We start from the raw sequence: 14,416 nt of genomic DNA on the forward strand, positions 1-14,416 counted from the left end.
CTCGGTGGTTGAGGTGTGAGGGCCGCTAGGCCCGAGCCTCGAAACCGCCCAGCCAGAGAGGACCTGGGGGCGGTACCCGCGCAACTGCCCGTCGGCGAACGACCCGAACCCACCCGCAGGCCGCCCTCATCGCCGCTCCTTCGCTGCGGGGGTTTCGAGGCTCGGCGCTGGCGCGCCTCGCACCTCAACCACCGGTCGGCCGGCACTCGGCCGTAGCCCCGTGTGTTCCGTACCCGCGTAGCCAGCCTGTCGGCGGCCAGCCGAGCGGACCCGCAGGCCGGGCTCGCTGCCCTGCCTGCGCTGCGGGGTTTCGAGGCTCGGCGCTGGCGCCCTCGGACCCTCAACCACCGGGTCCGCAGCACGCTCGTCTTAGGGTCGCGGGAACTGGGTACTACCCGGACATGTCACCACCGCAGCCTGTCGCCGCCGCCCTGCGGCTCGGCCGGCTCCCCGATGCGGCGCCGGTCGCGCCGGCGGCGGAGGTCGCGCGCGGCGACGTACGACCCTCCCTCGGCGGACAGGTCTGCGCGGGGTCGTCGTGCTGACCCGCCCGGCCTTCACCCACGACGGCACGGGCACGTCGGCCGAGGTCTGGTCGAGTGACCCGCGGTGGGCGGACCGGGCACCGCTCTCGCTCGACGGCGTACGGCGTCTCGTCGTCGTGGCCGCCCATCCGGACGACGAGTCCCTCGGGGCCGGCGGGCTCCTCGCCACCGCGCACGAGCGCGGGATCGACGTCGAGCTGGTGCTGCTCACCGCGGGCGAGCTCAGCCACCCGATGTCGCCGACGCACTCGCGCGAGCGGCTCGCGCTGCGCCGCGTCGGCGAGGCGAAGCGCGCCCTGGCGGCCGTCGCGCCGACGGCCGCGCTCACCCGGCTCGCGCTGGGCGACGGCAGCGTCGCGGAGTCCGAGCACGCGGTCGCCGCCAAGCTCGTGGACCTGATCGGCGACGGCGCCGACACACTCGTCGCTGCACCGTGGCGCCACGACGGACACCCCGACCACGAGGCGGCCGGACGGGCTGCGTCCGTCGCCGCTCGGCGTACCGACGCCACCCTGGTGGAGTACCCCGTCTGGTGGTGGCACTGGGCCACCCCGTCGGAGGCGCCGTGGGACGGCATCCGCCGCCTCGACCTGACCGACGCCGCCCGATCCCGCAAGGACCGGGCCATCGCCGCGCACACCTCCCAGGTGCTCCCGCTGTCCGAGCACGTCGGCGACGAGGCGCTGCTGCAGCCCGCCTTCCTCGCCCACTTCCACGGACCGGTGGAGGTCTACGTCGTGGAGGACGGGGAGGACGCCGCCCTCGACGACCTGCGCCGCGCCGCGACCGATCCGTGGGGGATCGACGACCGCTGGTACGAGCAGCGCAAGCGCGACCTGACGCTGAGCGTGCTGCCGCGCCGGACGTTCGGCCGGGGGCTCGAGATCGGCTGCTCGACGGGGGCGCTCTCCGCCCGGCTGGCCGAGCGCTGCGACGACCTCCTGGCGGTCGACAGCAGCCCCGTCGCCGTGGCGGCCGCCCGGCTCCGGCTCGCGGACACCGGCGTCCGGGTCGAGCTGATGCACCCGCCCTCCGAGTGGCCGGACGGCGAGCTCGACCTCGTCGTGGTCTCCGAGATGGCCCACTTCCTGAGCCCGCGCGAGCTGCGCGGCCTGGTGGAGCGGGTCCGGGCGTCGCTCGCGCCGTACGGCGTCGTGGTGCTGTGCCACTGGCGCCACCGGATCGACGGCTGGGTGCCGAACGCCGGGCAGGTGCTGCGCGCCTTCACCGACGGCCGGGGCCTGTCGGGTCAGGCGACGTACCGCGACCGGGACGTCGAGATCGTGCTGCTGGGCGCCTCCGACGTCCTGCCCGTGCCGACGGCATGACCGCCGAGGTCAGGCCCGCCGCGCGCGCTTGCTGGTGAGGCTCTCGGCGGTGCCGACGATCAGCGACCCCACGATGCCCAGCCCGGGCGGCGGCATCGGGCTCAGCCCTCGAGCTGGTCGACCGTCGGGACGAAGTACAGCGATCCGGTGACCGCGGTGGAGACCTCGAGCAGGTGGTCGGTGACGCCGGGCGGGTCGCCGACGAACATGTTGCGCAGCATCCGCTCGATCACCGCCGGGTCCCGGGTGTAGCCGACGAAGTAGGTGCCGTACTCACCACCGCCGTCCGGGCCGCCGGCGACGCTGCCGAACGGCATGTTGTCGCGCAGGATCTCGAGCTCGGTGCCGTCCTCGTCCTCGATGCTGGTCAGCGCGGTGTGCGCGCCCGGGGACTTCTCGGCGTCCGGGAGCTCGATGTCCGAGAGCTTCTCCCGGCCGACCGCGGCCTCCTGCTGCTCGACCGTCATGGCGTTCCACGTGGTGAGGTCGTGCAGGTACTTCTGGATGACGACGTAGCTCCCACCGGCGAAGTCCGGGTCGTCGTCGCCCACGAGCAGGGCGTTGCCCACAGCAGGACCGACGGGGTTCTCGGTGCCGTCGACGAAGCCGAGCAGGTCGCGTCGGTCGAAGTACCGGAAGCCGTGCACCTCGTCCACGACGACCGCCGCCCCCCGCAGCCGCTGGGTCAGCCGGGCGGCGAGCTCGAAGCAGAGGTCCAGCTGCTCGGCCTTGATGTGGAGGAAGACGTCGCCCGGCGTGGCCGGCGCGACGTGGCGCTCGCCCCGGATCTCGGCGAAGGGGTGGAGCCCGGCCGGCCGCGGGCCGCCGTACACCCGGTCGTAGGCATCGCTGCCGATGCCGACCACGCAGGACAGGGACGCCTCGACGTTGCGGAAGCCGATCGCACGCGCCATGTCCTGCACGTCGGCCAGGAGCTCGCGCACGACGCCCTCGCCGCCGGGCTCGATCGTCAGCACCAGGAAGACCGCCGCCCGGGTCAGCGGGGAGGTGACGGCCTGTGGCTCGGGGAGGATCATGGGCGCCATCCTTCCGCAACGGGCGGTGTCTCCTGACCGGGTCAGTCGCTGATGGCCGCCGGCTGACCGGTCTTGAAGAGCGTGGCGAGGTAGATGACGATCGGGACCGTGCCGGCGTTGCGGGCGTGGTGGACCTCGCCCTGCGTCTCGCGCAGCCACAGGCCGGCGCGCACGCGGTAGGTGTCGCCGGCCCTGAGGCGCTTGACGACCTTCGGCTTGTCGCCGGGCCCCTTGAGGACGGTGGCGGTGCCGGTCTCGACGGTGTAGGTCAGCGCCCCCTCGGCGATGTAGCCGAGCTGGGCGCCCGGGTGGTGGTGCGAGGCGAGTTCGGCGCCCGGCATCACGACGACCTTGCTCAGCCCGAGCGTGCGGTGGGGCGCGCCGGCAGGGGCCTTGACCTCCGCGAGCGGCTGCCGGTTGACGACCACCGGCGCGGGCTCGTCGGCGGCGGTCGCGGAGACCGCGATGCCGGCTCCGAACCCCGAGGCGAGCAGACCGAGACCGGCGACGGGGAGCAGGAGGCGCTTCATGTCTCAGCAGCGTAGGGAGGCGCGGCGAGGGCCGCAGGTGATCGCGGCAAACGCGCGCCGGACTGGTCCCCGGGCGCTGGGCGCGGCTGTCCCCGGCAGCCCGTAGGGTGCGCGCGTGGCGCTCCACCTGCACCGCGCACCGCGCACCGACCAGCTCGCCGACGCCCTCGGCGAGCTGCTGGCGGTGCCGTTGGCCGACCCGTTCGCGACCGAGCTGGTGCTGGTGCCGGCCAAGGGCGTCGAGCGCTGGCTCAGCCAGCGGCTCTCCCACGTCCTGGGTCGCGGCGAGGCACAGGACGGGGTGTGCGCGGGCGTGGAGTTCCGCTCCCCGCGGTCGCTGGTCGCCGAGCTGATGGGCACGACGTACGACGACCCGTGGGCGCCCGACGCGCTGACCTGGCCCTTGCTGGCGGTGCTCGACGACAGCCTCGACGCACCCTGGGCGCAGACGCTCGCGCGCCACCTCGGCCACCTCGACAGCGGTGACGAGGCGGAGTTCCGGCGGGGCCGGCGCTACTCCGTGGCGCGCCGGCTGGCCGGGCTCTTCTCGTCGTACGCCGTCCAGCGACCGCAGCTGCTCGTCGACTGGCTCGAGGGTCGGCCCACCGACGGTGCGGGCGGCGAGCTGGCCGCCGACCTGTCGTGGCAGCCACCGCTGTGGCGCGCGCTGGTCGCGGCCGTCGGGCAGCCACCGCCGCACGTCCGCCACGCCGAGACCGTCGCCCGGCTGGAGGCGGGGCCGAGCGATCTGCCGCCCCGGATCTCGCTCTTCGGTCACACCCGGATGGCGAGCACCGAGATCGCGCTGCTGGCCGCCCTCGCGACGCACCACGACCTGCACCTGTGGCTGCCGCACCCCAGCGACGACCTGTGGCAGGCGCTGCGCGACGCGCGGGGCGTGGTCAGCAGGGCCGACGACCGCAGCCACCGCCGGGTCGGGCACCCGCTGCTCGCCACGCTGGGCCGCGACGTCCGCGAGCTCGAGCGGAGCCTCGCCGCGGTCGACGCGACGGACACCCACCACGGCGACCCGCCGGCACCGGCCACGATGCTCGGCTGGCTCCAGGACGACCTGCGCGCCAACGCCGTCCGACCGGACGGTCGGGCGCTCGACGCCGCCGACCGCTCCGTGCAGGTGCACAGCTGCCACGGGGCCGCCCGCCAGGTCGACGTGCTCCGCGAGGTGCTGCTCGGTCTCCTCGACGACGACCCGACGCTCGAGCCGCGCGACATCCTCGTGATGTGTCCCGACATCGAGACCTACGCGCCGCTGATCAGCGCCGGCTTCGGCCTCGGTGACCTGGTCGAGGGCGGCCACCCGGCTCACCGGCTGCGCGTCCGGCTGGCCGACCGCGCGCTGACCCAGACCAACCCGCTGCTCGGCGTGGCCGCCCAGCTGCTCGACCTCGCGGGCGGGCGCACCACCGCGAGCCGGGTGCTCGACCTGGTCCAGGCCCCACCGGTGCGCCGTCGCTTCGGCCTCAGCGACGACGACCTGGACGCGATCACCGCCTGGGTCCGGGAGTCCGGCATCCGCTGGGGTCTCGACAAGGAGCACCGGGCGCCGTACGGCGTCGACTTCATCCAGAACACCTGGCAGTTCGGCCTCGACCGGGTGCTCGTCGGCGTCGCGCTGTCCGACGACTCGCAGGGTTGGCTCGGCACGACCCTGCCCCTCGACGACGTGGGCAGCAACCGGGTCGAGCTGGCCGGCCGGTTCGCGGAGCTGCTCGGGCGGCTGTCGGCGACGGTCGACGCGCTGACCGGCACCCGGCCGTTGGGCGAGTGGCTGAGCGCCCTGGCCGACGGGGTGGCGGCGCTGACCAAGGTCGACCGCAACGACCAGTGGCAGACCGGTCAGGTGCAGCGCGAGCTCGCGCAGGTGCTCGCCGACGCGTCCGCGCGCCAGCAGACCCCGCTGCGCCTCAGCGACGTCCGCGCGCTGCTCGGCGCCCACCTCGCCGGCCGGCCGACCCGCGCCAACTTCCGCACCGGCGGACTCACCGTGGCGACCCTCGTCCCGATGCGCTCGGTGCCGCACCGGGTCGTCTGCCTGCTCGGCCTCGACGACGGGATCTTCCCGCGGCTCGGGCTGGTCGACGGCGACGACGTCCTGGCCCGCACGCCGCTCACCGGCGAGCGCGACGTGCGCTCGGAGGACCGGCAGCTGCTGCTCGACGCAGTCGGCGCCGCGACCGAGACCCTGGTGGTCACCTACACCGGCGCCAACGAGCACAGCGGACAGCCGCGGCCGCCCGCCGTACCTCTCGGCGAGCTGCTCGACGCCCTCGACCGCACGACGCCCGAGCCGGTGCGCGACCGCCTCGTCGTCGAGCACCCGCTGCAGCCCTTCGACCCGCGCAACGTGACGCCGGGCAGCCTCGGCACGCCGACGCCGTTCACGTTCGACCCGACGCTGCTGGTCGCCGCCCGCACCGCCGTCGGGGACCGCCCGGCCGCACCGCCCTTCCTGCCCGCGCCGCTGGCGCCGGCGCCGGCGGACGACATCGCGCTGGCCGACCTGGTCGGCTTCCTCAAGGACCCCGTCAAGGGCTTCTTCCGGGCCCTCGACCTGACCCTGCCGTGGGACGTCGACGGCGTCGCCGACGCGATGCCGGTGGAGATCGACGCGCTCGAGACCTGGGGCGTGGGTGACCGGATGCTCGCCGACATGCTCCGCGGGATCCACCCCGACCAGGCGCTCGGCGCCGAGTGGCGACGCGGTGCGCTGCCGCCCGGCCAGCTCGGCTGGCGCAAGGCCGGCGAGATCCGCGACGCCGCCATGCAGCTCGCGGTCGCGGCCCTCACGCACCGGCAGGTCGCCCCGAAGGCGTACGACGTCGACGTCCGCCTCGACGACGGACGGCGCATCACCGGCACCGTCGGCCCCGTGTACGGCGACCGGCTGGTCGCGGTCGGCTACTCCCGCCTGGACGCCAGGCAGCTGATCGAGTCCTGGGTCCGGCTGCTCGCGCTGGCCGCCCACGACCCCGACCACAACTGGACCGCGCTGACGATCGGGCGCGCGGCGCGCGGCTCGCGCCCCGCCCAGCGGCTGCTCGGTCCCGCGATCGAGGAGCCGCTGAGCCTGCTGACCGACCTGGTCCGCCTGTACGACGCCGGTCGCCGCGAGCCGCTGCCCCTGCCGCTGAAGACCTCGTTCGCCTGGGCCAGCGCCCGGCTCAACGGCGACGACCCGCGCGAGCAGGCGGGCCGGCGGTGGAAGAGCGGGATGTACCCCGCCGAGGACGCCGATCCCGCCCAGTCCCGGGTGTGGGGCGACCACGCCCCGCTCGGCCGGCTGCTCGGGCCGCCCGCCCCGGGCGAGGAGACCGAGGGCGAGGACACCCGGCTCGGGGCGTACGCCGTACGCCTGTGGCTGCCGCTGCTCCGCTCGGAGAGGGCGTTCTCCTGATGGACTCCTTCGACCTGCTCGGCCGACTGCCCGCCGGCCCGACGACGACCGTCCTGGAGGCCAGCGCCGGCACCGGCAAGACCTTCACGCTGGCCGGCCTGGTGACCCGCTACGTCGCCGAGGGCGAGGCGACGCTCGACGAGATGCTGCTGATCACCTTCGGCCGCGCGGCCAGCCAGGAGCTCCGGGAGCGGGTGCGCGGTCAGCTGGTCGCCGCCGCCGACGCGCTCGACGACCCCCGTCTCGTCGGCGACGACCAGCTGCTGACCCACCTCCTGACCGGCACCCCCACCGAGCTCGCCGAGCGCCGTGACCGGCTCCGCGACGCCCTGGCCGGCTTCGACGCCGCGACCATCGCGACCACCCACCAGTTCTGCCAGCTGGTGCTGCGCTCGCTCGGGGTCGCGGGCGACACCGACGCCGGGGTCACCCTCGTCGAGAGCCTCGACGACGTGGTGGCCGAGATCGTCGACGACCTCTACCTGCAGCGCTTCGGCCAGCAGCGCGACAAGCCCGAGCTGACCCGCGCCCAGGCCCTCGGTCTCGCCCGTGACGTCGTCGCCAACCCCCGCACCACGCTCACCCCCGAGGACCCGCCGGCGGAGTCGGTCGAGGGCATCCGCCGGGCGTTCGCCTGCGACGTGCTCACCGAGCTGGAGCGCCGCAAGCGCCGGCTCGGCATCCTGGGGTACGACGACCTCCTCAGCCGGCTGGCCGTCGCGCTCGAGGACGAGGACGCCCCGGCGCGGGCGCGGATGCACGGCCGGTGGCGGATCGTGATGGTCGACGAGTTCCAGGACACCGACCCGGTGCAGTGGGAGGTCATCGAGCGCGCCTTCGCCGGCCACTCGACCGTGGTGCTGATCGGCGACCCCAAGCAGGCCATCTACGCCTTCCGCGGCGGCGACATCGTCACCTACCTCAAGGCCGCGACCGCCGCGGACCACCGCTGGACGCTCGGCACCAACTACCGCAGCGACCAGCCCCTGGTGCGCCGACTGGCCACGCTGCTGGGCGGGGCCGCGCTCGGCCACCCCGAGATCGTCGTCCGCGACGTCGAGGCCCACCTGCAGGGCCACCGGCTCGCCGGCGCGCCCGCCAACGACCCGTTCCGGCTCCGGGTGGTGACCCGGGAGAAGTTCGGCGTCACCGGCACCCGGACCGTGCCGATGGACGAGGTGCGTGAGCACGTCGCGGCCGACCTCGCCGCGGACATCCAGCTGCTGCTGGCCTCCGGTGCGACGTACGACGGTCGCCCGGTCGCCGCCGGCGACGTCGCCGTCATCGTCGAGGCGCACAAGGACGCGCGGGTCTGCCGCGACGCGCTGGCCGCCATCGGCGTACCCGCCGTCTACACCGGCGACACCGACGTCTTCGCCTCCCAGGCGGCGGCCGACTGGCTGTGCCTGCTGGAGGCCTTCGAGCAGCCGCACCGCACCGGCCTGGTCCGGGCCGCGGCCACCACGATGTTCTTCGGCGAGAGCGCGGCCAGCCTCGCCGCGGGCGGCGACCGCCTCACCGACGACGTGGCCGACACCCTGCGCAGGTGGGCCGACCATGCCCGCGAGCGTGGGATCGCGGCGGTCTACGAGGCCGCGATGGTCGCCGGCATGGCCGGCCGGGTGCTGGCCTGGCGCGGCGGCGAGCGGCACATGACCGACCTGGCGCACGTCGGCCAGGTGCTCCACGAGACCGCCCACCGCGAGCACTTCGGTCTGCCGGCGCTGCTCGACTGGCTCCGCAGCCAGCGCACCACCGGCGCCGCCGAGCGCAACCGTCGCCTCGACAGCGACGCCGCGGCCGTGCAGATCATGACCGTCTGGGTGAGCAAGGGGCTGCAGTACCCCCTCGTCTACCTGCCCTTCGCCTTCAACCGCCACATCCCCTCGCGCGAGGTCGTCCTCTACCACCGCGGCGAGGAGCGCTGCCTCGACATCGGCGGCAAGGGCCAGCGGGGGTTCAGGCAGGTCGAGGCCCGCGGACGCCAGGAGATGGCCGGCGACGACATCCGGCTCACCTACGTCGCCCTCACCCGCGCCCAGTCCCAGGTCGTCGCGTGGTGGGCCCCGTCGTGGGACGAGCCCAACGGCGGCCTCTCCCGGCTGCTCCGCGGACGCTCGCAGGGGGAGGCGGTCGTCCCCGACAGCTGCGCGACCGGGGTCGACGACGCCACCGTGCTCGCGGGCTTCCGCGCGTGGGAGGCCCGTGGCGGGCCGAGCATCGAGGAGTCGGTGCGTCGTACGCCCGCCCCGGTCGCCGCCGGCACCGGCCGCACCGACCTGGGCATGCGCCGCTTCACCCGTGGCATCGACACCGGGTGGCGGCGTACGTCGTACTCCGGGCTGATCCGCGCCGCCGAGGAGAGCCGAGGGGTCTCGACGGAGCCGGAGGTCGGCTCGCTCGACGACGAGGTCGACGGCCTGGCCGTCGGCGCCGCGCTCGTGGCCGAGCCCGCCGCGGTCGGGGCCGACCTGCCGTCCCCGATGGCCGACCTGCCCGCCGGCGCCACCTTCGGCTCCCTCGTCCACGGCGTGCTCGAGACCGCGGACCCGCAGGCGCCCGACCTGCTCGCCGAGCTCACCGCCCAGGTGCGCGAGCAGCTGACCTGGTGGCCGGTCGACGCCGGTGTCGACGACCTCGCCGCCGCGCTGGTCCCGCTGCACCACACGCCGCTCGGACCGCTGGCGCCCGGGCTGACACTGGGCGACGTCGCGCAGGCCGACCGCCTCTGCGAGCTCGACTTCGAGATCCCGCTGGCCGGCGGCGACCTCGTCGGTGCCGCGGCGGAGGTGACCCTGGCCGACGTGGGCGTGCTGCTGCGCCGCCACCTCGCGGCGGGGGACGCGCTCGCGCCGTACGCCGACCGGCTCTCGGGCCACGGCCTGGCCGAGCAGTCGCTGCGCGGCTACCTCTCCGGCTCCATCGACGTGGTGCTCCGGGTGCCGGGCGACGCGGGCCCGCGCTACCTGGTCGTCGACTACAAGACCAACCGGCTCGGCGACCCCGACCTGCCGTTGACGGCCGCCGACTACACCCGCGACCGGGTCACCGAGGCGATGCTGCACTCCGACTACCCGCTCCAGGCGCTGCTGTACGTCGTGGTCGTCCACCGCTACCTGCGCTGGCGCCAGCCGGGCTACGACCCGGCGACCCACCTCGGCGGCGTGCTCTACCTCTACGTCCGCGGCATGTGCGGGCCCGAGACGCCGCTGGTCGACGGCCACCCGGCCGGCGTCTTCAGCTGGACGCCGCCCGCCTCGCTGGTGGTCGCGCTCTCCGACCTCCTGGACGGGAGGACGCGATGACGATCCCCGCGGTCGAGGACCCGCACGACCACCGGCTGGTGCCGTCGGCGCGCGGTCTGCTCCGCACCTTCAACGACGCCGAGGTGCTCGACGCGGCCGACGTCCACGTCGCCCAGCGCGTGTGCGCGCTCGCCGGCGAGGAGGAACCGCTGGTCGGGCTCGCGGTCGCGCTCGCCGTGCGCGCCGTGCGCAGTGGGTCCGTGTGCGTCGACCTGACCACCGTCGCCGACGAGTCGCTGCTGCCCGACCTGCCGTGGCCGAGCCTCGAGGAGTGGCGGGCGGCGCTGGCCGCGACCTCGCTCACGCAGGTCTCCGAGGGTGGCGCGACCGTGCTGCGGCTGCTCGACGACCGACTCCTCTACCTCGACCGCTACTGGCGCGAGGAGGAGCAGGTCTGCGCGGACCTGCTGGCCCGGCCGGCGCCGGTCGCCCTCACCGCCGAAGCCGCCGCCGCGCTCGAGGCGGGGCTCGACCGCGTCTTCCCGAGCGAGGGGTACGACGAGCAGCGTGCCGCCGCCCGGATCGCGCTGTCGCAGAGCACCACCGTCCTGACCGGCGGGCCCGGCACCGGCAAGACCACCACGGTCGCGGCGCTCCTCGCCCTGCTGGTCGCCCAGGCCGAGGCCCCCGGCCGGCCCTCCCTCCGCATCGCGCTCGCCGCCCCGACCGGCAAGGCCGCGGCCCGGTTGCAGCAGGCGGTCGAGGAGGAGGTCGCCGGGCTGCCCGCGTCCGACCGGGCACGGCTCACCGGCCTGCACGCGGTCACCTTGCACCGGCTCCTGGGCGCCCGCCCCGACACCTCCGCACGCTTCCGTCACCACCGCGACAACCGGCTGCCGCACGACGTCGTCGTGGTCGATGAGACCTCGATGGTCTCGCTGACGATGATGGCCCGACTGCTGGAGGCGGTCCGGCCCGACACCCGGCTGCTCCTCGTCGGCGACCCCGACCAGCTGGCCTCGGTCGAGGCGGGCGCGGTGCTGTCCGACCTGGTGGAGGGCCTGGGGGCGCGCAGCGACGTACGCGTGGCCGCGCTGCGCACCTCCCACCGGTTCGGGGAGGCGATCCGCTCGCTCGCCGAGGCGGTGCGCACCGGCGACGCCGACCGCGCCGTCGAGCTGCTGCGGGCCGGCGACGAGCACGTCGAGCTCGTCGACGAGCCCGACCCGGTCCCCCGCATGCGCGAGCTGCTGCTCGGTCCGGCGCTCGACATGGTGCGCGCGGGCGAGGCCGGCGACGTCGACGGCGCCCTCGCCGCGCTCGACCGCCAGCGGCTGCTGTGCGCCCACCGCGAGGGGCCGTACGGCGTCCAGCACTGGAACCGCCAGGTCGAGCGCTGGCTCGGCGAGGAGACCGGCGAGCCCATCTGGACGTCGTGGTACCCCGGACGTCCGCTCCTGGTCACCGCCAACGACTACGGCCTCGGCATCTACAACGGCGACACCGGCGTCGTCGTGCGCCGCGGGGAGCGTGGACTGCGTGCGGCGATCGCCGGCAGCACCCGGCGCCACGACCTGGCCACCGGTCGGCTCGGCCAGCTCGAGACGATGCACGCGATGACGATCCACAAGAGCCAGGGCGGCCAGGCCGAGCGGGTGGTCGTCGTGCTGCCGCCGCCGGAGTCGCGGCTGCTGACCCGCGAGCTCTTCTACACCGCGCTCACCCGGGCCCGCGAGCGGCTCGTGATCGTGGGCTCCGAGGACGACGTGCGGGCCGCGATCGGTCGCCGGGCGGTGCGCGCCACCGGTCTCCGGTTGCGGCTGGCCGCCGACTGAGGGCTGATACGCCGAAACCACGCCGCAATCTGGTCCCGCTAGGGTCGAGGCAGATTGGAGTCCGAGATGCCCTTCCTGCTGCGCGTCGAGCTGCCCGACGTCCCCGGATCCCTGGGACGCCTCGCGGGTGCCATCGGTGAGGCCGGCGGTGACATCGAGGCGATCGAGATCGTCGAGAAGCTCGACGGCACGGCCGTCGACGACGTGCTCCTCGAGATCGCGCCGGGCACCATGCCCGACTCTGTCGTGTCGGCGGTCAACGGCCTCGACGGCGTCGAGGTCATCTGGATCAGCCGGTACGCCGCGGGCGGCAACCTCTTCCTCGACCTCGAGGCGGTCGAGGAGCTGACGGCCGATCCGGAGGGCGCGCTGGACCGGCTGATCGACCTGCTGCCGGTCACCTTCCGCGCCGACTGGGCCGCCCGGGTGAGCAAGGCCGACGGGATCGTCTACACGACCGAGGCCGCACCGTCCGACCTCCGGTGGACGCACATCGACCGGGCCGAGCCGATCGAGAGCCACGACGACAACACCATCGCCTGCGCCGCTCGCCTCAACAAGTCCGAGATCGTGGTGATCGGCCGCCGCGGCGGGCCCGAGTTCCTCGACTCCGAGATCGCCCGGCTCGGCCACCTGGTCGGGCTGGCGATGTCGATCTCACGCGCGGCCAAGGCGCACGCTCACTGAGGCTGCCTCACGGCACCGACTTGATCCGGGTGACGAAGACCGACCCCAGGATGGCGACGACGAACGCGCTGCCGTAGAGCACGCAGTAGCCCACCGAGAACCGGTCGCCGTGGGTCTCGGTGACGCCCCCGAACGACTCCACCACGATCAGGATCGCCGCCGCGATGCCCGGCGCGAACACCTGGGGGAGCGCGTTCGCGATGTTGATGACGCCGAGGTCCTTGCCACGGTCGTCGGCCCCGGGGAGCACCTGGGTGATCAGGGCGAAGTCCACCGAGGTGTAGATGCCGTACCCGAAGCCCATCAGGACGGCGGCGACGACCGCCGTCGGCCAGGTCTGCCCGACGGCGAGCAGCAGCGCCGCGCACGCGCCGATCACGCCCGACCAGATCACGAACACCTTCCGCTTGCCGGTGCGGTCGCTCCAGATGCCGAAGGTCACCGCCGTCGCCATCAGCACGGCGGCGTACGTCGCGGTCAGGATCAGGACCCGTCCGTCGGCCTCCTTCTTGTCGAAGCCGATCACGTCCTGCATGTAGTACAGGAGGTAGAGCAGACCCAGCGCGTTGCCGAGGTTGACCAGGAAGCGCGTCAGCCAGGCCCAGGCGAAGTCGGGGTGCTCGCGCGGTGAGATCCAGAAGGAGCACAGGAACGCTCCCCAGTCGAACGCCGCGGGTCGCTCCTGAGGCGTGAGCGGGAGGTCGCGCGAGTCCAGGCAGTAGGGGATGGTCAGCACGAGCAGCACGAGCGCGGTGACGACGTACCCGGCCGCGATGCTGCCCGTCGCGGCGGCGATGCCGGTCCCGCCGACGACGCCGACGGTCTGGGCGATCGCCAGGATGCCACCGATCTTGCCCCGGGTGGCGACCGGCACCTGGTCGGGGACGGTCGCGGTGACTGCCGCGAGCATCGCGTTCAGCGATGCCTGGACGCCGCACCAGCCGAGCGCCATCAGCACGACGGAGTCGGCCGCGGCGAGCACCAGCAGCGACAGGGCGCCGCCGACCGCGCCGGCGACCACCCACGGCAGTCGTCGACCGGCGCGCAGGGTCGTCCGGTCGGAGAACGCTCCGAAGACCGGGTTGCAGATGACCGACGTCGCCGCGCCCAGGCCCAGCACCAGCGAGAGGATCTGCTTCTTGCTGTCGGCGTCGATCGCCTCGGCCTGCTGGGCGAGCAGCACCGAGATCGGCCCGAAGAAGCCGGCCCAGAGCCCGACGCTCGCCAGGGTCAGGAAGCCGACCCAACGTGCGGGCGGGTTCTCGGTCGGCTCCGCCAGGGCGGATCGACGCAGGGCCGGTCGAGACGGGGGTGTGTCGGTGGTCACTCCGGCATTGTGGGGCCGATCAGGCGCGTTCGAGCAGGAACACCGGGATCTCGCGGTCGGTCTTCTTCTGGTACTCGCCGTACGTCGCCCAGGTCGCGACCGAGTAGTCCCACCACTCGGCGCGCTCGTCGCCCTCGAGGCGGCGCGCGACGTACGTGTGCTTCTCCGCGCCGTCCTGGAGGTCGACCTCCGGGTTGGCGACGAAGTTGTAGTACCAGGTGGGGTTCTTCGGGGCTCCGCCGAGCGAGGCGATCGCGACGTACTTGCCGTCCTTCTCCACCCGCATCACCGGGTTCTTGCGGAGCTTGCCCGACTTGGCGCCCTTCGAGGTGATCACCACGATCGGCCACTCCGGGTTGCCGCGCAGGATGTTGCCGCGCTGGCCGTTGGAGGACTCGAACTCCTCGACCTGGTCGCGGACCCACTGCTCGGGGCTGGGCTCGTACTCGCCTTCAAGTGTCATGCCC

The 14,416-nt window shown here is 74.2% G+C and carries 10 protein-coding genes; 6 read left to right on the forward strand and 4 right to left on the reverse strand.

The window, feature by feature from the left end; translation table 11 throughout:
- The first annotated feature begins 401 nt into the window (after positions 1-401).
- The gene (locus N542_RS27365; RefSeq protein ID WP_155992842.1) at positions 402-545 is read left to right on the forward strand and encodes a hypothetical protein; all 144 of its coding nucleotides are present in this window, start codon (positions 402-404) and stop codon (positions 543-545) included.
- The gene (locus N542_RS23205; RefSeq protein ID WP_051551357.1) at positions 539-1,873 is read left to right on the forward strand and encodes a bifunctional PIG-L family deacetylase/class I SAM-dependent methyltransferase; all 1,335 of its coding nucleotides are present in this window, start codon (positions 539-541) and stop codon (positions 1,871-1,873) included. The genes N542_RS27365 and N542_RS23205 overlap by 7 nt, the downstream gene beginning before the upstream one ends.
- Positions 1,874-1,974: 101 nt before the next feature.
- Here N542_RS23205 and N542_RS23210 read toward each other — a convergent pair whose 3' ends face one another.
- Positions 1,975-2,910, reverse strand: a complete 936-nt coding sequence (locus N542_RS23210; protein WP_051551358.1) for a Dyp-type peroxidase — start codon at positions 2,908-2,910, stop codon at positions 1,975-1,977.
- Between the two features lie 41 nt (positions 2,911-2,951).
- Positions 2,952-3,440, reverse strand: a complete 489-nt coding sequence (locus N542_RS0103555) for a cupin domain-containing protein (protein ID WP_028642758.1) — start codon at positions 3,438-3,440, stop codon at positions 2,952-2,954.
- A 115-nt stretch (positions 3,441-3,555) separates the two neighbouring features.
- Here N542_RS0103555 and recC point away from each other — a divergent pair, with 115 nt between their 5' ends.
- From recC to N542_RS0103575, 4 genes are all read left to right on the forward strand, one after another.
- The gene (recC, locus tag N542_RS0103560; RefSeq protein WP_028642759.1) at positions 3,556-6,855 is read left to right on the forward strand and encodes an exodeoxyribonuclease V subunit gamma; all 3,300 of its coding nucleotides are present in this window, start codon (positions 3,556-3,558) and stop codon (positions 6,853-6,855) included.
- Entirely contained in the window at positions 6,855-10,160 is a 3,306-nt protein-coding gene (locus N542_RS0103565) for a UvrD-helicase domain-containing protein (protein WP_028642760.1), read from the forward strand. Before recC ends, N542_RS0103565 begins: the two co-directional genes overlap by 1 nt.
- Positions 10,157-11,935, forward strand: a complete 1,779-nt coding sequence (recD, locus tag N542_RS0103570) for an exodeoxyribonuclease V subunit alpha (RefSeq protein WP_036506280.1) — start codon at positions 10,157-10,159, stop codon at positions 11,933-11,935. The genes N542_RS0103565 and recD overlap by 4 nt, the downstream gene beginning before the upstream one ends.
- Before the next feature lie 66 nt (positions 11,936-12,001).
- On the forward strand, positions 12,002-12,622 hold the full coding sequence (locus N542_RS0103575; protein ID WP_028642762.1) for an ACT domain-containing protein: 621 nt from the start codon (positions 12,002-12,004) through the stop codon (positions 12,620-12,622).
- A 7-nt stretch (positions 12,623-12,629) separates the two neighbouring features.
- Here N542_RS0103575 and N542_RS0103580 read toward each other — a convergent pair whose 3' ends face one another.
- Together N542_RS0103580 and N542_RS0103585 are read right to left on the reverse strand one after the other, a co-directional pair.
- Positions 12,630-13,949 (reverse strand): MFS transporter, encoded by a 1,320-nt coding sequence (locus N542_RS0103580; protein ID WP_231482432.1) that lies wholly within the window; start codon positions 13,947-13,949, stop codon positions 12,630-12,632.
- A 19-nt stretch (positions 13,950-13,968) separates the two neighbouring features.
- Complete coding sequence (locus tag N542_RS0103585) at positions 13,969-14,412, reverse strand: nitroreductase family deazaflavin-dependent oxidoreductase (protein WP_028642764.1); 444 nt, start codon at positions 14,410-14,412, stop codon at positions 13,969-13,971.
- Positions 14,413-14,416 lie beyond the last annotated feature (4 nt).

This window comes from Nocardioides sp. URHA0020, from assembly GCF_000620705.1.
Classification (GTDB): domain Bacteria; phylum Actinomycetota; class Actinomycetes; order Propionibacteriales; family Nocardioidaceae; genus Nocardioides.

What these genes read in the sequence shown, in the direction of transcription:
- recD (WP_036506280.1), top strand. Translation starts at nt 10,157, where the DNA reads ATGACGATCCCCGCGGTCGAGGACCCGCACGACCACCGGCTGGTGCCG.
- N542_RS0103555 (WP_028642758.1), bottom strand. Translation starts at nt 3,440, where the DNA reads ATGAAGCGCCTCCTGCTCCCCGTCGCCGGTCTCGGTCTGCTCGCCTCG.
- N542_RS27365 (WP_155992842.1), top strand. Translation starts at nt 402, where the DNA reads ATGTCACCACCGCAGCCTGTCGCCGCCGCCCTGCGGCTCGGCCGGCTC.
- N542_RS0103575 (WP_028642762.1), top strand. Translation starts at nt 12,002, where the DNA reads ATGCCCTTCCTGCTGCGCGTCGAGCTGCCCGACGTCCCCGGATCCCTG.
- N542_RS23210 (WP_051551358.1), bottom strand. Translation starts at nt 2,910, where the DNA reads ATGATCCTCCCCGAGCCACAGGCCGTCACCTCCCCGCTGACCCGGGCG.
- N542_RS0103585 (WP_028642764.1), bottom strand. Translation starts at nt 14,412, where the DNA reads ATGACACTTGAAGGCGAGTACGAGCCCAGCCCCGAGCAGTGGGTCCGC.
- N542_RS0103565 (WP_028642760.1), top strand. Translation starts at nt 6,855, where the DNA reads ATGGACTCCTTCGACCTGCTCGGCCGACTGCCCGCCGGCCCGACGACG.